Below are 18977 nucleotides of genomic sequence, written 5' to 3'. Positions count from 1 at the left end.
GTAGGGTGCAAGTGTCGCAGCCCGTTACCGTGTTTTGCCGGCGCATCGCCCCAAAAAGCCGGGAATCCGGCCTTGGCGGCGCAATTCAGGCCACTTTTATCGCGGTTTTCCGGCGCATGGAAACATAAAGTGATCGCGCTGGAGAGCCGATCAGCCGATCTCGTGCCGCCAGGGCGGATTGGCGCCGGCTCGTGATACCGTCACCGCGGCCGCCTTGGCGCCGAGCGCCAATGCCTTGCGGATTGCGTCTTCGGACAGGCCGGAAATCGCCGCTTTCGTCAGCAGGCCCTGGTCATGCAGAGAGGCAAGGATGCCGGCGTTGAACGTGTCGCCGGCGCCGACGGTGTCCACCACCGTCACCGTCTCCGGCATGACGGTGACACGGTGCTGCTTGCTGTAGCCAACGGCACCTTCGCTGCCATGCGTGACGACGATCAGCTTCGGGCCTCGGTCGAGCCAATTGCGCACGACATCCTCGTGCGCACCGGCTTCGCCAAACCAGTGGAGGTCTTCGTCCGACAGTTTGACAATGTCGGCCATGGCCATCATTTCCCGGATGCGCCTGAGATGCTTGGCCTTGTCGGGGATAAAGTTCGGCCGGATGTTGGGATCGAGCATCATTACGCGGGCCTCATGCTCGCGCCGCATGAATTCCTCATAGGCCGAGCCGGCCGGCTCCGAGATCAGGCTGATGGCGCCGAACAGCATCGCCTCGATCTCGCCGCCGAGTTGCGGCAGGTCCTCGATGGTCAGCATGCGCCCGGCCGTGTTCTCGTCATAGAAGGTGTAGGTCGCCTGGCCGTTGTTCAGCCGCACGAAAGCCAGTGTCGTCGGTCGGGGCGAGGTGTGGGCATAGGTTGAACTGACCTTGCTGGCCCCCAGCGCGTCCCGGAACTGACCGCCGAACAGGTCCGACGACAGGCCCGAGAAGAAGCCGGCCGGCGCGCCGAGCCGGCCGAGTGCGATCGCCGTGTTGAAGACCGCGCCGCCGACATAGGGAGCAAAGGCCGGCTCACCCTGCGTGGTGGTGCGCGGCAGCATGTCGATCAGGGCTTCGCCGCAACAGAGGATCATGGCTTCTTGGTCTCCGGCGGATAGATCACGCCCTTGCGGATAATGATGTTGGCGTAAAGCCGCGGCTCGCTTGTCGCGACGATGGCATGCGCCGATTTGACCCGTGCATAGAAGTCGGCGCCGGCCAGCGCAACCACCTTGCGGCCCGGCGCGCGTTTGGCGCAGATCGCCTCCATTTCACGGTGGACAGGGTCGGCAAGCGACGGATCGCCTTTCACCGAGGCGCGAAACAGCGCTTCCGGGACGACATCGTCGACCGGAAGCAGCGTCAGTACCGCGTCGAGTACGGGAATGAGGGCATGGCCGTCGGCCCGGATGAGGCGTTTTGCCTGGTCCTGCGCGGGATAGTTCCCGTCGACCAGGGCAATCTCGTCACCATGGCCCATGGCGCGCAATGTCGCCAGAAGCTCCGGACCAAGCAGCGCCGGAATCCCGATCAGCATTCAGGCGCTCCTGGAAATCGTCGTCGAACCGATCAGGAAGCGTTCGGAAAGCGGCAGGCTGGCACCGCCGAGCGCCCGGGCATGGATGCCCACGCTTCCCTCGCGGACGGCCGGAAGTTTCAGGCCTTCGCCGTCGATCGCGCCGATTGCCGTGACGACCGCCTCGACCAGCCTGTGCCGGACGGCCTTCGGCATCCAGCCGTCGATCACCGCGGCCTCGAAATCGATGACCGAGGACGCCGCAACGATGGCGTAAGCGAGCGCCCGCGAGGCGCTGGCGATCCACTCGTCGAGCTCGGCGCCGATCTCCCCCCAATCCTCGGGGGAGGTCCACAGATACGAGGCCTCGACGCCACGCGCATTGAGTGTCTTTTCGAGCATGGCGATTGAGGCCACGTCGATCAGCTGGGCCGGTTTTCCATCCGGCCCCGGCACCGGCATGGAGCCGAGCGCGCCGGCATTGCCGGTCGGTCCGCCGAAAAGTCGGCCGTTGAGCACGATGCCGCCGCCGGCAAAGGCGCCGATGTAGAAATAGACGAAATCCCGCGCCGCGCCCGTCTGGCCGAAGACAAGTTCGGCACCGCAGGCGGAGGTGGCATCGTTCTGCAGATAGACCGGAAAATCGCACTGCGTCTGAATGTCGGCCCGGATATCGCGGTGGCGCCACTCGTCCATAACGTCGCGCGGCGCGCCGGCGGTGTCGGCCCAGTTCCAGAGTTCGAACGGCATGGCGATGCCGAGCCCGGCAATGCGCTTGTCCTGCGCCGGTGTCAGCTCCCCGCGCATCGTCTTCATGCCTGCCGTTACGAACTCGACTGTCTCGCGTGGGGCAGGGTAGCGGTAGGAGTGCTGCAGCATGGCGCGCACGTGCCCGAGAAAATCGATCAGCACGAGTTCGGCGCTGCGGCGGCCGATCTTGAGGCCAATGAAGAAGGCGCCTTCGGGGTTGAGCGCCATGGGGATCGACGGCTGGCCGATCTTGCCGCGCAACGGCGCCTGGCGCACGAGCAGGCTTTCGTCCTCAAGTTCGCGCATGATGACCGAAACCGTCTGCGCCGAAAGTCCGGTCATGCGGGCGATGTCGGACTTCGCCAGACTGCCGTGCTGGCGCACCAGCGAAAGCACCAGGCGCTCATTGTGGTCGCGCATGCCGCTCTGGTTGGTGCCGCGGTGAATAAGGCTCTCATTCGCTTCGGGCGAACCATGCCTCGCAGTGGCGGTCTCCACCCTGTTCCTCCCGTCGTTTCCCCGCAATGCTTTTGGGCAAGAATGAGTGAAGCATGCAAGGCTGTCAATAATAAATAAGAGTGATTTAATTATTGACAGATGCCTTAGTCTGGTGTCTGTTTGAATCGAGCGTCCAAGCTGGGAAGAGTTGTCTGGATGCTTGTGAGGATGCCGGTTGGCCGGCTTCCGATATGGTCTACTGGGAGGAAATCATGGGTAAGTGGAATGTTCTGAGGGCGGCCGTCGCCGGCCTTGCCTTTTATGGCGCGATGGCCTCGGCCTCGTACGCTGCCGATATTGTCGGCCTGATTACCAAGACCGAAGGCAATCCGTTCTTCGTCAAGATGCGCGAGGGCGCGCAGGCCAAAGCCAAGGAACTCGGCCTTACGCTGCAGACCTTTGCCGGCAAGTTCGATGGCGACAATGACAGCCAGGTCGCGGCCATCGAGAACCTGATCTCGGCCGGGGCCAAGGGCTTTGCCATCGTGCCGAGCGATTCCAGTGCCATCGTGCCGACGATTAAGAAGGCGCGCGACGCCGGCCTGCTGGTCATCGTGCTCGACACGCCGCTCGATCCGATCGATGCCGCCGACGCAACCTTCGCCACCGACAATTTCAAGGCCGGCGAACTGATCGGCCAGTGGGCCAAGGGCACCCTCGGCGACAAGGCCTCAAGCGCCAAGATCGCGTTCCTCGACCTAGCCACCAACCAGCCGACGGTCGACTATTTGCGTGACCAAGGCTTCATGCAGGGCTTTGGCATCGACATCAAGGACCCGAAGAAATATGGCGACGAGAGCGACGCGCGCATTTGTGGGCATGAAATGACCGGTGGCGCCGAGGACGGCGGCCGCACCGCCATGGAGACCTTGCTACAGAAGTGCCCTGACGTGAACGTCATGTACACGATCAACGAGCCGGCGGCGGCAGGTGGCTATCAGGCACTCAAGGCGGCGGGCAAGGATGACGGCTCGGTTCTGGTGGTGTCGATCGACGGCGGCTGCCCCGGCGTCAAGAATGTCGCGGCAGGCGTAATTGGCGCGACCTCACAGCAATATCCACTGAAGATGGCTGCGATGGCCATGGAAGCGATCGAGAAATTCGCCAAGACCGGAGAGAAGCCGAAACCCACCCCGGGCAAGCAGTTCTTCGACACTGGAGCGACGCTGATCACCGACAAGCCGGTCAAGGGTGTCGAATCGATTGATACCAAGAAGGGCCTCGAACTCTGCTGGGGCTGATGGCTTCCTAAGACCCGCCAGAAGAGTTTAAACTCCAACGGAAAGGGCGGTTGCGGCCGCTCTTTCCTAAAAATACGGGACCCTTGGGAGGGGATTATGAGCGACGACACAACCGGTTCGGCCATTGCCGAGCGCGGCCTCCGGGGCAGCGATCAGTCGGTGGCGAGTTTTGAAGAGGATCGCCGTTCCAGCTTGAAGAGCCTGCAGAGATTTCTGCACGAATACCCGACAGCAATCCCGTTCATTGTGCTCGTCGTCGGTATCCTGATTTTTTCGGTGGCGGCCGGGGGCCGGTTCTTTGCGCCGTTCAATCTTTCACTCGTTCTCCAGCAGGTCACCATAATTGCCTTTCTGGGCATAGCCCAGACGCTGGTTATCCTGACCGCCGGCATTGATTTGTCGGTTGGCGCGATGATGGTGCTCTCATCCATCATCATGGGCCGGTTGACTGTCACCTTTGGTATTCCGGTCGAAATCGCCTTCGTGCTCGGGCTGCTTACCGGCCTGCTCTGTGGCCTTATCAACGGCGTGCTCGTCGCCGTCATCAAGCTGCCGCCTTTTATCGTCACACTTGGAACTTGGAGCGTCTACGGTGCCATGGTCATCTACGTTTCGCACTCCGAGACGGTGAGGGCGCAGGACATCGAGGCCATGGGGCCGCTGCTGCAATGGCTCGGCCATACGATAAGGCTGGGTGGCGGGGCGGTGCTGACCTACGGCACGATCGCCATGATCCTGACGGCTGTTATCATCTGGTATGTGCTCAACCGCACGGCTTTCGGCCGCCATGTTTATGCAACCGGCGATGATGACGAGGCCGCGCGCCTCGCCGGCATCAACACGCGCGGCGTCTACATTGCCGTCTACACGATCGCCGGCTTCATCTGCGCCATTGCCAGCTGGGCGCTCATTGGCCGCATCGGTGCTGCGAGCCCGCTTGGCAACCAGACCGCCAATCTGGATGCCATTACCGCAGTGGTGATCGGCGGCACCTCGCTGTTCGGCGGCCGCGGTTCGCTCGTTGGCACGCTGTTCGGGGCGCTGATCGTCGGTGTCTTCCGCAATGGTCTGGCGCTCGCCGGCGTCGACTCGCTCTGGCAGGAGTTCACCGTCGGCATCCTCATCATCCTCGCCGTTACCATTGACCAGTGGATCAGGAAGGTCTCGGCATGAGCACGCAGCCCATTCTCCAGGCAAAAGGTCTCAACAAGCGCTACGGCAGGGTGGTCGCGCTCGACAACGCCGATTTCGACCTGCTTCCGGGCGAGATCCTCGCCGTCATCGGCGATAATGGTGCCGGCAAGTCGACGCTGGTCAAGGCGCTTTGTGGTGCCGTCATCCCGGATTCCGGTATGATCGAGCTCGACGGCCAGACGGTGCATTTCCGTTCGCCGATCGAGGCCCGCATGGCCGGCATCGAGACCGTCTACCAGAACCTGGCCCTGTCGCCGGCGCTGTCGATCGCCGACAACATGTTCCTAGGCCGTGAGCTCCGCAAACCCGGCTTTGCCGGGCAATGGCTGCGCCGGCTCGACCGCTCAGCCATGGCGCGCATCGCCCGCGATAAACTGTCCGAGCTCGGGCTGATGACCATCCAGAACATCAACCAGTCGGTCGAAACGCTGTCCGGCGGCCAGCGCCAGGGCGTCGCCGTGGCGCGGGCCGCCGCCTTCGGCAGTCGTGTCATCATCATGGACGAGCCGACAGCGGCGCTTGGCGTCAAGGAGAGCCGCCGCGTGCTTGAACTGATCCTCGACGTGAAGAAACGCGGGCTGCCGATCGTGCTCATCTCGCACAACATGCCGCATGTCTTCGAGGTGGCCGACCGCATCCATATTCATCGTCTCGGCCGTCGCCTCGCCGTCATCGATCCCAAGCAATATACGATGTCCGACGCCGTTGCCTTCATGACCGGAGCGAAGGCGCCGCCTGAGGTACTAGCCGCCTGATCTTGCCAGTTGCCGCGGTCATTCCGGCGACACTTGCCTAAATCGATTGAAAACATGCTGCAATGCACTAGGATAGGCTGGGAGAAACGGTGAAAGCCGGTATGATCAGGCAAACCGAACGAGAGGCGATATGACATCCGCCATGACGATCGAAGCTCCCGCTCTCGACAATCCCGATCCCAAGACGCTCGCCGAAGAGGTCTTGATGTCGCTCAAATACCGGGTCGGCAAGGACACTACCGTCGCGACCCAGTACGACTGGCTGACCGCCTCGATCAAGGTCGTGCGCGACCGGGTCGTCGACCATTGGATGCAGGCGACCAAGGAAGCCTACGACCAGCAGGAAAAGCGCGTCTATTACCTCTCGCTCGAGTTCTTGATCGGGCGCCTGATGCGCGACGCTTTTTCCAATCTCGGCCTGATGGAGAACATGCGCGAGGCCTTGTCCTCACTCGGCGTCGATCTCGACATCATCGCGGCGCTCGAGCCGGACGCAGCCCTTGGCAATGGCGGACTTGGCCGGCTCGCCGCCTGCTTCATGGAAAGCATGGCGACCGTCGACATTCCCGCGCATGGCTACGGCATCCGCTATGCCAACGGCATGTTCCGCCAGGAAATCCATGACGGCTGGCAGGTTGAACTGCCCGAGACCTGGCTGGACCACGGCAACCCGTGGGAGTTCGAGCGACGCGAGCGCTCCTTCGAAGTCGGCTTCGGCGGTTCGGTCGAATCGATCACCTCGAAGGACGGGCGCCTCGAGCGGCATGTCTGGAAGCCTAGGGAGCATGTGCTTGCCGTCGCCTACGACACGCCCGTGGCCGGCTGGCGCGCCAAGCGCGTCAACACGCTGCGCCTTTGGTCCGGCATGCCGATCGATCCGATCCTGCTCGACAAGTTCAATGCCGGCGACCACATTGGCGCGCTGGCCGAAAGCAACAAGGCCGATGCGCTGTCGCGCGTGCTCTATCCAGCCGATTCCCACATGGCTGGGCAGGAACTCAGGCTTCGCCAGGAGTATTTCTTCTCCACCGCCTCGCTGCAGGACATTGTCCAGCGGCATCTCAGCCAATATGGCGATCTGAGGTCGCTGCCCGACAAGGCGGCGATCCACCTCAACGACACCCATCCGGCGATCGCCGTGCCTGAACTGATGCGGCTCCTGATGGATGTCCATGGCATGGATTTCGACCTCGCCTGGAATCTCACCAAGCGCACCTTCGGCTACACCAACCACACGCTGCTGCCCGAGGCGCTGGAAAGCTGGCCGGTGCCGCTATTCGAGCGGCTTTTGCCGCGCCACATGCAGATCGTCTACGCCATCAACGCGCAGGTACTCCTGGAGGCGCGCGCCACCAACCAGTTTTCTGACGAGCAGATCAGCCGCATCTCGTTGATCCAAGAGAATGGCGACCGCCGGGTGCGCATGGGCAATTTGGCCTTTGTCGGTTCGCATTCGATCAACGGCGTGTCGGCGCTGCACACCGAGTTGATGAAGGAGACGGTCTTCGCCGACCTCCACAAACTCTATCCCGATCGCATCAACAACAAGACCAACGGCATCACGCCGCGGCGCTGGCTCATCCAGTGCAATCCGGGCCTCACTGCGCTTGCCCGCGAGGCGATCGGCGACCGCTTCATGGATGACATCGAAGCGATCAAGGGGCTCGATCCTCTCGCCGACGACATCGCCTTCCGCGAAAAATTCGCCGCCGTGAAGCGCCAGAACAAGGTGAGGCTTGCCAATTTGGTCGCCGACCGCCTCGGCATCAAGCTCGACCCTTCGGCGCTCTTCGACATCCAGGTCAAGCGTATCCACGAATACAAGCGCCAGTTGCTCAATATCCTCGAGGCGATCGCGCTCTATGACCAGATACGCTCGCATCCCGAGCGCGACTGGATGCCTCGGGTGAAATTCTTCGGCGGCAAGGCCGCGCCCAGCTACCACAACGCCAAGCTGATCATCAAACTGGCCAACGACGTCGCCAAAGTGATCAACAGTGACCCTTCGGTGCGCGGCCTGCTGAAAATCGTGTTCGTACCGAATTACAATGTCAGCCTGGCCGAGGTGCTGATGCCGGCCGCCGATCTCTCGGAGCAGATCTCGACCGCCGGCATGGAAGCCTCCGGCACCGGCAACATGAAGTTCGCGCTGAACGGCGCGCTGACCATCGGCACGCTCGACGGCGCCAATGTCGAGATCAAGGAGCATGTCGGCGACGACAACATCTTCATCTTCGGCCTCACCACCGAAGAAGTCGCCGAGCGGCGCAACAATGGCTACGATCCGCGCGGCGTCATCGAGGCATCCTCCGAACTGGCTCAGGCAGTCGCGGCCGTTTCGTCAGGCGTCTTCTCGCCCGACGATCCCAATCGCTACCGCGACCTCATCAATGGTCTCTACAATACCGACTGGTTCATGGTCGCGGCGGATTTCGATGCCTATGCCGCCTGCCAGCGCGACGTCGATGCCGTCTGGCGCAACAGCCCGGACTGGTACGCGCGCGCCATCCGCAACGTCGCGCGCGTCGGCTGGTTCTCCTCCGATCGCACGATCCGCCAATACGCGAAAGAAATCTGGAACGTGCCCGTCTGATGTGATTGCATAAGGCCACGAACGATGGCCGCAAAAACAAACACTTGGTGCCCGGGGAGGGCGACCGCCTGATGAGGAAGCCGCGCGCGACCGCTGCGACAAGCGGGCCGGACGGACTGGCGCCAGCCAGCGATGTTGCGGCGATTGTCGCCGGTACGCACGGAGATCCATTTGCGGTCCTTGGCGTCCAGGAGGCAGGCAAGAGCCTGTTCGCGCGCTGCTTCGTTCCACACGCGCAGTCTGTCATCGCCTACACGCTGACCGGCATTGAGGCCGGCGAATTGACCAGGCGCGACGAAGCCGGTTTCTTCGAGGGCAAGCTGTCGATCAAGAAGCGCCAGCCGCTGCGCTACCACGCGCGCAATGCCGGCGGCGACTGGTGGCTGACCGATCCCTACTCGTTCGGTCCAGTGCTCGGACCGATGGACGATTACTACATCGCCGAGGGTTCGCATCTCAGGCTGTTCGACAAGCTTGGCGCGCATATCATCGAGCACGAGGGCGCCACCGGCGTGCATTTCGCAGTATGGGCCCCAAATGCCAGGCGGGTCTCGGTGGTTGGCGATTTCAATGACTGGGACGGCCGCCGGCATACGATGCGCGACCGTCGTGACACCGGCATCTGGGAGCTGTTCATTCCCGATATCGGTGCCGGCCGACCCTACAAATACGAAATCATAGGTCCCGATGGTGTGAGGTTGCCGCTGAAGGCCGATCCGTTCGCCTTCAAGTCGGAGCTGCGCCCGGCAACGGCCTCGGTGACCGCGGTGCCGCCGGCGCATCCATGGGGTGACGAAGCGCATCGCAATTACTGGCGCAACGCCGACCCTCGGCGCGAGGCTATCTCGATTTACGAAGTCCATGCCGGTTCCTGGCAGCTTCGCGACGACGGCACCTTCCTGTCATGGGATGAACTGGCCGACCGGCTGATCCCCTATGTGGTCGAGAGCGGTTTCACCCACATCGAATTCCTGCCGATCTCCGAGCATCCCTATGACCCGTCCTGGGGCTATCAGACCACCGGCCTCTACGCGCCGTCGGCCCGCTTCGGCGATCCGGACGGCTTTGCCCGCTTTGTCGATGGCGCCCACCGTGCCGGCATCGGCGTCATCCTCGACTGGGTCCCCGCGCATTTCCCTGTCGACGAGCACGGCCTGGTCCATTTCGACGGCACCGCGCTCTACGAGCATGCCGACCCGCGCAAGGGCTTCCACCCGGACTGGAACACCGCGATCTACAATTTCGGCCGCCGCGAGGTGGTGTCGTTCCTCGTCAACAACGCGCTGTTCTGGGCCGAAAAATACCATGTCGACGGCCTTCGCGTCGACGCGGTCGCCTCGATGCTCTACCTCGACTATTCGCGCAAGCAGGGCGAATGGATCCCCAACGAGAAGGGTGGGCGCGAAAACCTCGAGGCGGTCAGCTTCCTGCAGAAGATGAACAAGGAACTCTACGGCCACCATCCCGGCGTCATGACCATCGCCGAGGAATCGACTTCATGGCCAAAGGTCTCGGCTCCTGTTCATGAAGGCGGGCTGGGCTTCGGCTTCAAATGGAACATGGGCTTCATGCACGACACGCTGGAGTATTTCTCCAAGGAGCCGATTTTCCGCAAGCACCACCACAACGAGCTGACCTTCGGCCTGACCTACGCCTTCTCGGAGAATTTCGTGCTGCCGCTCTCACATGACGAGGTCGTGCACGGCAAAGGCACGCTGCTGAGCAAGATGGCCGGTGACGACTGGCAGAAATTCGCGACCCTGCGTGCCTACTACGGCTTCATGTGGGGTTATCCCGGCAAGAAGCTGCTGTTCATGGGCCAGGAATTCGCGCAGCGCCGCGAATGGAGCGAGGCGCGCGCGCTTGATTGGAACCTGCTCGATTTCCGCCCGCATCGCGGCGTCTGGCAGACGGTACGCGATCTCAACTATCTCTACCGGTCACGCCCGGCCCTGCATAGCCGCGACTGTGAGCCGGAAGGGTTCTCCTGGCTGATCGTCGACGACAGCCAGAATTCGGTTTTCGCCTGGGTACGCAACGCTCCCGGGGGCAATCCGGTCGCCGTCATCTCCAATTTCACACCGGTGCCACGCGACAATTATCGTGTGCCGCTGCCGAAGGCCGGCAAGTGGCGCGAGATCATCAACACCGACGCTACCGAATATGGCGGCTCCGGCATGGGCAATGGCGGCATGGTCGAGGCAAGGGCGGAGGGCAAGAGCATCTCGGCAACAATGCTTCTGCCGCCGCTGTCGACGATCATGCTCGAGCGCGTTGCCGATTGAGCATCGGCCGGGAACATGGCGAGACTGAGTAACTTGGGAGGGTATAAATGGCAGACTTGAAAAGAACCCAGCCACTGGCTCGCGACGCCATGGCCTATGTGCTGGCCGGCGGGCGCGGCAGCCGCCTCAAGGAACTGACCGACCGGCGCGCCAAGCCGGCGGTCTATTTTGGCGGCAAGACGCGCATCATCGATTTCGCGCTCTCCAATGCGTTGAACTCCGGCATCCGCCGCCTCGGCGTCGCCACCCAGTACAAGGCGCATTCACTGATCCGCCACCTGCAACGCGGCTGGAACTTCCTGCGGCCCGAAAGAAACGAAAGCTTCGACATCCTGCCGGCGAGCCAGCGCGTGTCGGAAACGCAATGGTATGAAGGCACGGCGGACGCCGTCTACCAGAACATCGACATCATCGAGGCCTATGGCCCGGAATACATGGTGATCCTGGCCGGCGACCACATCTACAAGATGGATTACGAGCTGATGCTGCGCCAGCATGTCGATGCCGGCGCCGATGTCACGGTCGGCTGCCTCGAAGTGCCGCGCATGGAAGCGACCGGCTTCGGCGTCATGCATGTCGATGCGAAGGACAACATCATCGCCTTCGTCGAAAAACCCGCCGATCCGCCCGGCATTCCGGGTAACCCGGAATTCGCCTTGGCCTCGATGGGCATCTACGTCTTCAAGACCAAGTTCCTGATGGAACAGCTGCGCCGCGATGCCGCCGAGCCGGGCTCCAGCCGCGACTTCGGCAAGGACATCATCCCCTATATCGTCACGCACGGTAAGGCGATCGCGCACCGCTTCACCAAGTCCTGTGTGCGTTCGACCGCCGAGAACGAGGCCTACTGGCGCGATGTCGGCACGGTCGACGCCTATTGGGAGGCCAACATCGACCTGACCGACGTGACGCCCGAACTCGACCTCTACGACCGCGACTGGCCGATCTGGACTTATGCCGAACTGAAGCCGCCGGCAAAATTCGTGCATGACGAGGATGGCAGGCGCGGTTCCGCCGTCTCGTCACTGGTGTCGGGCGATTGCATCGTCTCGGGCGCTTCGCTGAAGAAAAGCCTGATCTTTACCGGCGCGCGCATCAATTCCTATTCGACGCTGGAAGAGGTTGTCATGCTGCCCGACGTTCATGTCGGCCGGAACGCAAAGTTGAAGCGCGTCGTCATCGACCACGGTGTAAGGATACCGGAAGGGCTGGTGGTCGGCGAGGATCCCGTGCTCGACGCAAAGCGCTTCCGCGTTTCGGAAAAGGGTATCTGCCTGATCACACAGGACATGATCAACAAGCTGTCACTTTAGGGTGTTTTGTGCATGTCGTAATCCCAAAGCCACTGCACGGTTTTGGGCGACGTGGACCAGAAGCGGATCGTTAAGCGCATGCATGTTCTGTCGGTCACGCCCGAGATTTTCCCGCTGATCAAGACTGGCGGGCTTGCCGATGTAACCGGCGCGCTGCCCATTGCACTCGCGGCCAAGGGCGTGACCATGCGCACGCTCATCCCGGGCTTTCCGGTGGTGATGGAGGCCTTCAAGAAAAAGAAGGCCGTCTACCAGTACCCCCTGCTGCAGGGCGGCAAGGCCTCGGTCCATGCCGTCGAGGTCGCCGGGCTCGACCTGTTCGTGCTCGACGCGCCGCATCTGTTCGACCGTCCCGGCGGTCCCTATGGCAACGCCTCGGGCGCGGACTGGCCGGACAATTGGCGCCGCTTCGCCGCGCTGAGCCAGGCCGGCGCCGATATCGCCGGTGGCGCCATTTCGGGGTACCTGCCTGACATCGTCCATGCCCATGACTGGCAGTCGGCGATGACGCTCGCCTACATGCGCTATGGCAAGGCCGTCGGCACACCATCGATGATGACCGTCCACAATCTCGCCTTCCAGGGCCAGTTCGGCGCCGGCATCTTCGGCGAGCTCGGCCTGCCGGCCGCGGCGATGGCGCTTGACGGCGTCGAATATTATGGCGGTGTCGGCTTCCTCAAGGCTGGCCTGCAGGCCGCCTGGGCGATCACAACGGTAAGCCCGACCTATGCGCAGGAGATCCGTTCGCCGGAGTTCGGCATGGGCCTCGACGGTCTCATCAACATGCGTTCAAGCGATCTCCATGGCATCGTCAACGGCATCGACACCGCCATCTGGGATCCGCAAGCCGACAAGCATCTGGTATCGACCTACACGGCCGAAACCTTGAAGGCCCGCGCCCCCAACAGGGACGCCGTCGAGGATCGTTTTGGCCTCGCCCGCGACGGCAGCCCGATGGTCTGTGTCGTCAGCCGGCTGACCTGGCAGAAGGGCATGGACATATTGGCGACGGTGATCGACGGCATCGTCGCGACAGGCGCCAGGCTGGCCATCCTGGGCTCAGGCGACGCCGGGCTCGAAGGCGCGCTGCTGGCCGCTGCCGCACGCCACCGTGGCCGCATCGGCATGGTCGTCGGCTATGACGAGGGGCTGTCGCACACGATGCAGGGCGGCTGCGACGCCATTGTCATCCCTTCACGCTTCGAGCCTTGTGGGCTGACGCAGCTTTACGGTCTGCGCTATGGCTGCGTGCCGGTCGTCGCCCGCACCGGCGGCCTCGCCGACACCATCATTGATGCCAACGAAGCAGCAATGGCCGCCGGCGTGGCGACCGGGTTCCAGTTTGCCCCCAACAATGGCGGCGCGCTGCTCCACGCCATCCGCCGTCTGGCCGACGCCCACGCCAGTCCCGCAAGCTTCGAGACCATCCAGCGCCAGGGCATGAAGACCGATGTGTCGTGGGATCGAAGCGCCGAAAAATATGTTGAACTCTATCGCCTGCTGCTTTCGAAAAGGGTTGCCTGAAGCATGATACGCACCGTCCCCACCAAGCCCTATTCCGACCAGAAGCCCGGCACGTCGGGACTGCGCAAGAAAGTGCCAGTGTTCCAGCAGGAGCACTATGCCGAGAACTTCATCCAGTCGATCTTCGACGCGCTCGACGGATTTGCCGGCAAGACCCTGGTGATCGGCGGCGACGGCCGCTACTACAACCGCGAGGTCATCCAGAAGGCCATCGCCATGGCCGCCGCCAACGGTTTCGGCAAGGTGATGGTCGGACAGGGCGGTATCCTGTCGACGCCGGCCGCCTCGCATGTCATCCGCAAATACAAGACCTTCGGCGGTATCATCCTGTCGGCCAGCCACAATCCCGGCGGCCCGCATGAGGACTTCGGCATCAAGTACAATGCCGGCAATGGCGGCCCGGCGCCGGAAAAGCTGACCGACGCCATCTTTGCCAAGACCAAGGCGATTTCGAGCTTCAAGATCGCCGACATCGATCCGATCGACATCGATACGGTTGGCACCGTCAAGGCCGGCGGCATGACCGTCGAGATCATCGACCCGGTCACCGACTATGCCGAGCTGATGGAGAGCCTGTTCGATTTCGATGCGCTGCGCAAACTGTTCAAGTCGGGTTTCCGCATGCGCTTCGACGCCATGCACGCGGTGACCGGACCCTACGCCAAGGAAATCCTGGAACACCGGCTCGGCGCACCGAACGGCACCTGCCGCAATTTCAAGCCGCTGCCCGATTTCGGCGGTCATCACCCCGATCCCAACCTCGTCCATGCCAAGCACCTCTATGACGAGATGATGGGACCGGACGCGCCGGATTTCGGCGCTGCCTCCGACGGCGACGGCGACCGCAACTTGATCATCGGCAAGGGTATTTTCGTCACCCCGTCGGATTCGGTCGCCATGCTCGCGGCCAATGCCCGCCTGGCGCCGGGCTACAAGGAAGGCCTGAAAGGCATTGCCCGCTCGATGCCGACCAGCGGTGCCGCCGACCGCGTCGCCCACAAGCTCGGCATCGGCATTTACGAGACGCCGACCGGCTGGAAGTTCTTCGGCAATCTGCTCGACGCCGGCATGGCGACGATCTGCGGCGAGGAAAGTGCCGGCACCGGCTCCAACCATGTCCGCGAAAAGGACGGCCTGTGGGCGGTGCTCCTGTGGCTCAACATCCTGGCCGCGCGCGGCGAAAGCTGCAAGCAGGTTGTCACCGAGCACTGGGAGACCTACGGTCGCAACTACTATTCGCGGCACGACTATGAGGAGGTCGAGAGCGCGCGCGCCAATGCGCTGGTCGACGAACTCAGGGCCAAGCTCGGCTCGCTGCCCGGCACCAGTGTGCGCGGCCTGAAGATCGCCAATGCCGACGATTTTGCCTATCACGACCCGGTCGACGGCTCGACCAGCGAGCACCAGGGCATAAGGGTGCTGTTCGAAGGCGGCTCACGCGTCGTCTTCCGCCTCTCCGGCACCGGCACTTCGGGCGCGACCCTGCGCGTCTATATCGAGCGCTACGAGCCGGATAAGGCGAGGCACGATCTCGACACGCAGGAGGCGCTCGCCGATCTCATCGCCGCCGCCGACGACATTGCCGGAATCAAGAGCCACACCGGCCGCAACAAGCCCAGCGTGATTACTTGAGAGCGGTACTGCGTTCATTTCCTTCTCCCTCAGGAAGGGGAGAAGGGGCGCGCGCATGACGTCGCTCGGCGCCACCGTCACCAGCGAAGGTATCCGCTTCGCCGCATGGTCCTCGTCGGCCCGTTGCCTCTGGGTGTCGATCTTCGACGAGCAGGGAAACCGCGAACTCGATCGCCTGGAGATGCGGCCGGAAGGCGACGGCGTGCACGCACTCTTCGTCTCCGGCCTGGCCGCGGGCGCGCGCTATGGCCTGCGTGCCGATGGCGATTATACACCCGAGCGTGGACTGTGGTTCGACCCCGACAAGCTGCTGGCCGATCCCTATGCCGTCGAAATCGACCGGCCCTATGCCTATCACTGGCGGCTCGCCGCGCGGCGCAATGAGGGCGCCGACACCGCGTCGCTGATGCCCAAGACCGTGGCCAGGGCCTTGCCGACAGCCCCGCCGATCCTGCCGCCGCTGTTTCGTCCGGGCGGCCTGATCTACGAACTGAATGTCCGCGCCTTCACCAAGCTCCACCCGGATGTGCCGGCAGACCAGCGCGGTACGATCGCCGCACTTGCCCATCCGGCCATCATCGAGCATCTGCAAAGGCTCGGCGTCTCCGCTGTCGAACTGATGCCGGTGACGGCGTCGATCGACGAGCGGCATCTGCCGCCGCTGGGCTTGAGCAACGCCTGGGGATACAATCCCGTCACCTTCATGGCGCTCGATCCGCGCCTGGCGCCCGGCGGCCTGACGGAATTACAGGACACGGTCGCCGCACTGCGCCGGGCCGGCATCGGCGCCATTCTCGACCTCGTCTTCAACCACACCGGCGAAAGCGACAGGCTGGGGCCGACGCTCTCGCTGCGCGGCCTTGACAACCAGGCCTACTATCGGCACCGGCCGGATGGCGGGCTGGTCAATGACACGGGCACCGGCAATACGATCGCTTGCGACCATCCGATGGTGCGGGAAATGGTGCTCGATACACTCCGTCATTTCGTGCGCCAGACCGGCGTCGACGGCTTCCGGTTCGATCTGGCTCCGGTGCTGGGCCGGGTCGATGATGGTGCCTTCGATCCGGAAGCGCCGCTGCTCCAGGCCATCACCCATGATCCGCTGCTCTGCGATCGCGTGCTGATCGCGGAGCCTTGGGACATCGGGGCAAACGGCTATCAACTGGGCAATTTCCGGCCGCCTTTCCTTGAGTGGAACGATCGCTACCGCGACGATGTCAGACGGTTCTGGCGCGGCGATGCCGGCATGGTCGGTGCTCTCGCCACTCGCCTTGCCGGTTCGTCCGACCTGTTCAACAGGGCAGAGGACCGGATAAGCCGTGGCGTGAACTTCATCGCCGCCCATGACGGCATGACGCTGGCCGACACCGTCGCCTATGAGCGCAAGCACAACGGGGCCAATGGCGAGCAGAATCGCGACGGCCATAACGAAAACCTGTCCTGGAACAATGGCGCCGAGGGCGAGACGGACAGTGCCGCGATCGCCCGGGCGCGCTTCGACGACCAGCGCGCACTGCTCGCCACGCTGTTCGCCTCGCGCGGCACCATCATGCTGACGGCGGGTGACGAGTTCGGCCGCAGCCAGAAAGGCAACAACAACGCCTATGCGCAGGACAATTCGATCACCTGGCTCGACTGGGCCGGTCGCGACCAGGCACTGGAGCGTTACGCGTCGGCGCTCGCGGCAATTCGCCAGGCGGTGCCGGCACTGTCGGACACGCATTTGCTGACCGGAGAACCGATCGAGGCTTCAGGCGTTCCCGACGTCGCCTGGCTGACCGAGACCGGTGAGCCGCTTGCCGAGACCGACTGGAACGACTCCAGCCGGCATCGCCTCGTCATGCTGCTTGGCGGCGAGGATGGCAGGCTTGCCGTCATGATCAATGGCGACCGCCGCCAATGCGTCTTCACCTTGCCGGCGCGAGATGGCTTCCAGTGGCGCCCGGCAATCGAGACGCAGGCGATCGACCTCCTACGCTCGTCGCCGGGCCACAGCGTCAATTTCATGATCGAGCGTCGGACCGGAAACGGCGGCGCCAGGAAGGTTCTGGATGACCGGTGAGAATGTGGAGCAGGGAGCCGAGTGGTGGCGAGGCTGCGTCATCTATCAGGTCTATCCGCGCTCTTTCCAGGACACCACCGGGGATGGCAGCGGCGATCTCGGCGGCATCACGTCAAGGCTCGCCCATATCGCCTCGCTCGGCGTCGATGCCGTCTGGCTGTCGCCTTTCTTCAAGTCACCCATGGCCGACATGGGCTATGATGTATCGGACTATCGCGACGTCGACCCGATGTTCGGCACGTTGGCGGATTTCGGCGCGCTGGTTGCCGAAGCGCACCGGCTCGGCCTGAAAATCATCATCGATCAGGTGCTGTCGCATTCATCCGACAAGCATGAATGGTTCATCGAAAGCCGCGCCAGCCGCGACAATGCCAAGGCCGACTGGTACGTCTGGGCCGACGCCAAGCCTGACGGCGGCGCGCCCAACAATTGGCTGTCGGTCTTCGGGGGACCATCCTGGGAGTGGGACGCGACCCGTCGGCAATATTACATGCACAATTTCCTCGCCTCGCAGCCGGATCTCAATTTCCATAATCCGGAAGTCCAGGACGCGTTGCTGGATACGGTGCGGTTCTGGCTCGAGCGCGGTGTCGACGGCTTCCGGCTCGATACGGTCAATTACTATGTCCACGACCGCTGGCTGCGCAGCAATCCGCCCTTGGCCTCCAGCGTTGCCGGCACCAACACGGAGACCAACACCTACCTCTATCAGGAGCATCTGTTCGACAAGACGCAGCCGGAAAACCTGACTTTCCTGCGGCGGTTCCGTGCGCTGCTCAACGAATATGGCGACCGCGCCGCCGTCGGCGAGATCGGCGATGAAGGCCGCTCGCTGCAGACGCTCGCCGCCTACACCTCCGGCGGCGACAAGCTTCAGATGAGCTACACTTTCGACCTGCTCGGTTCGCAATTTTCGGCGGCGCATGTGCGCGGCTGCGTCGAAGCCTTCGAAAGCGCGGTTGCCGACGGCTGGGTCTGCTGGGCATTTTCCAACCATGACGTCGTGCGCCATGTCAGCCGTTGGACGCGGCCGGGGGGCGATCCCGACCTGGTGGCCAAATTCTCGATCATGCTGCTTACCTGCCTGCGCGGTTCGATCTGCCTGTACCAGGGCGAGGAACTCGGCCTCGAGGAAGCGGAGCTTGCCTATGAGGATTTGCGCGATCCCGTCGGCATTCGCTTCTGGCCCGGCGTGAAGGGCAGGGACGGCTGCCGCACGCCGATGGTCTGGGAGGCGGGGTCCGACAATGCGGGCTTTTCCACCGCAAAACCCTGGCTGCCTGTGCCGGCAAGCCATCGCGCCCGCGCTGTCGATATTCAGAACGGCGAGGAGCAATCGGTGCTGTCGGCCTACCGCTCGGCGCTCGCCCTGCGCAAACAGCAACCTGCGCTGGTCGGCGGTTCGATCCGCTTTCTCGACGCCGAGGGCGACGTGCTCGCCTTCATCCGCGAAGGCGGCGGGGAGAGGCTGCTCTGTGTCTTCAATTTCGCCGAAGAGCCGGCGACTTGGCCGTTGCCTGAAGATATCGGAACTGTCGCGGCTGTCCTGGGCGGTACCGCGGCTGTCGAGGACAACGCGCTCTCGCTGCCGTCTCTCGGTTGCTTCCTCGGCAGGCTCGACTGATTGGCGC

At 63.2% G+C, this 18977-nt stretch carries 13 protein-coding genes; 10 read left to right on the top strand and 3 right to left on the bottom strand.

All coding sequences use genetic code 11. The features are described 5' to 3' along the window. Nucleotides 1-150 precede the first annotated feature (150 nt). The 3 genes from C7I87_RS09700 to C7I87_RS09690 are packed head-to-tail and all read right to left on the bottom strand — an operon-like array spanning nucleotide 151 to nucleotide 2744. Nucleotides 151-1074, bottom strand: a complete 924-nt coding sequence (locus C7I87_RS09700) for a carbohydrate kinase family protein (protein ID WP_149903985.1) — start codon at nucleotides 1072-1074, stop codon at nucleotides 151-153. Next, nucleotides 1071-1517, bottom strand: coding sequence for an RbsD/FucU family protein (locus C7I87_RS09695; protein ID WP_149903984.1), 447 nt, complete (start codon nucleotides 1515-1517; stop codon nucleotides 1071-1073). Before C7I87_RS09695 ends, C7I87_RS09700 begins: the two co-directional genes overlap by 4 nt. Further along, nucleotides 1518-2744: an ROK family transcriptional regulator gene (locus C7I87_RS09690; RefSeq protein WP_149903983.1), complete on the bottom strand. Its 1227-nt coding sequence runs from the start codon at nucleotides 2742-2744 to the stop codon at nucleotides 1518-1520. A 212-nt stretch (nucleotides 2745-2956) separates the two neighbouring features. Here C7I87_RS09690 and C7I87_RS09685 point away from each other — a divergent pair, with 212 nt between their 5' ends. The 10 genes from C7I87_RS09685 to C7I87_RS09640 all read left to right on the top strand — a co-directional run bounded on the left by C7I87_RS09685 (nucleotide 2957) and on the right by C7I87_RS09640 (nucleotide 18970). Beyond that, nucleotides 2957-3985: a sugar ABC transporter substrate-binding protein gene (locus C7I87_RS09685; RefSeq protein ID WP_149903982.1), complete on the top strand. Its 1029-nt coding sequence runs from the start codon at nucleotides 2957-2959 to the stop codon at nucleotides 3983-3985. Nucleotides 3986-4081: 96 nt separating this feature from the next. Continuing rightward, nucleotides 4082-5158: an ABC transporter permease gene (locus tag C7I87_RS09680; protein WP_149903981.1), complete on the top strand. Its 1077-nt coding sequence runs from the start codon at nucleotides 4082-4084 to the stop codon at nucleotides 5156-5158. Continuing rightward, nucleotides 5155-5934 (top strand): ATP-binding cassette domain-containing protein, encoded by a 780-nt coding sequence (locus C7I87_RS09675; RefSeq protein WP_149903980.1) that lies wholly within the window; start codon nucleotides 5155-5157, stop codon nucleotides 5932-5934. The genes C7I87_RS09680 and C7I87_RS09675 overlap by 4 nt, the downstream gene beginning before the upstream one ends. A gap of 130 nt (nucleotides 5935-6064) precedes the next feature. Further along, nucleotides 6065-8527 (top strand): glycogen/starch/alpha-glucan phosphorylase, encoded by a 2463-nt coding sequence (locus tag C7I87_RS09670; protein WP_149903979.1) that lies wholly within the window; start codon nucleotides 6065-6067, stop codon nucleotides 8525-8527. A 71-nt stretch (nucleotides 8528-8598) separates the two neighbouring features. After that, nucleotides 8599-10812 (top strand): 1,4-alpha-glucan branching protein GlgB, encoded by a 2214-nt coding sequence (gene glgB / locus C7I87_RS09665; protein ID WP_149903978.1) that lies wholly within the window; start codon nucleotides 8599-8601, stop codon nucleotides 10810-10812. Nucleotides 10813-10859: 47 nt separating this feature from the next. Next, the gene (glgC, locus tag C7I87_RS09660) at nucleotides 10860-12125 is read left to right on the top strand and encodes a glucose-1-phosphate adenylyltransferase (protein WP_149903977.1); all 1266 of its coding nucleotides are present in this window, start codon (nucleotides 10860-10862) and stop codon (nucleotides 12123-12125) included. Between the two features lie 78 nt (nucleotides 12126-12203). Beyond that, the gene (glgA, locus tag C7I87_RS09655) at nucleotides 12204-13649 is read left to right on the top strand and encodes a glycogen synthase GlgA (protein WP_149903976.1); all 1446 of its coding nucleotides are present in this window, start codon (nucleotides 12204-12206) and stop codon (nucleotides 13647-13649) included. Nucleotides 13650-13652: 3 nt separating this feature from the next. Continuing rightward, nucleotides 13653-15281 carry an alpha-D-glucose phosphate-specific phosphoglucomutase gene (locus C7I87_RS09650; protein ID WP_149903975.1) on the top strand — a complete coding sequence of 543 codons (1629 nt, stop codon included), beginning with the start codon at nucleotides 13653-13655 and terminating at the stop codon, nucleotides 15279-15281. Nucleotides 15282-15336: 55 nt separating this feature from the next. After that, nucleotides 15337-17346: a glycogen debranching protein GlgX gene (gene glgX / locus C7I87_RS09645; protein WP_149903974.1), complete on the top strand. Its 2010-nt coding sequence runs from the start codon at nucleotides 15337-15339 to the stop codon at nucleotides 17344-17346. Further along, complete coding sequence (locus C7I87_RS09640) at nucleotides 17336-18970, top strand: beta-galactosidase BglA (RefSeq protein WP_149903973.1); 1635 nt, start codon at nucleotides 17336-17338, stop codon at nucleotides 18968-18970. Before glgX ends, C7I87_RS09640 begins: the two co-directional genes overlap by 11 nt. Nucleotides 18971-18977 lie beyond the last annotated feature (7 nt).

The sequence above is a fragment of the Mesorhizobium sp. SARCC-RB16n genome, assembly GCF_008520305.1.
Taxonomy (GTDB): domain Bacteria; phylum Pseudomonadota; class Alphaproteobacteria; order Rhizobiales; family Rhizobiaceae; genus Mesorhizobium.
This window is presented reverse-complemented; position numbering and strand designations above follow the sequence as displayed.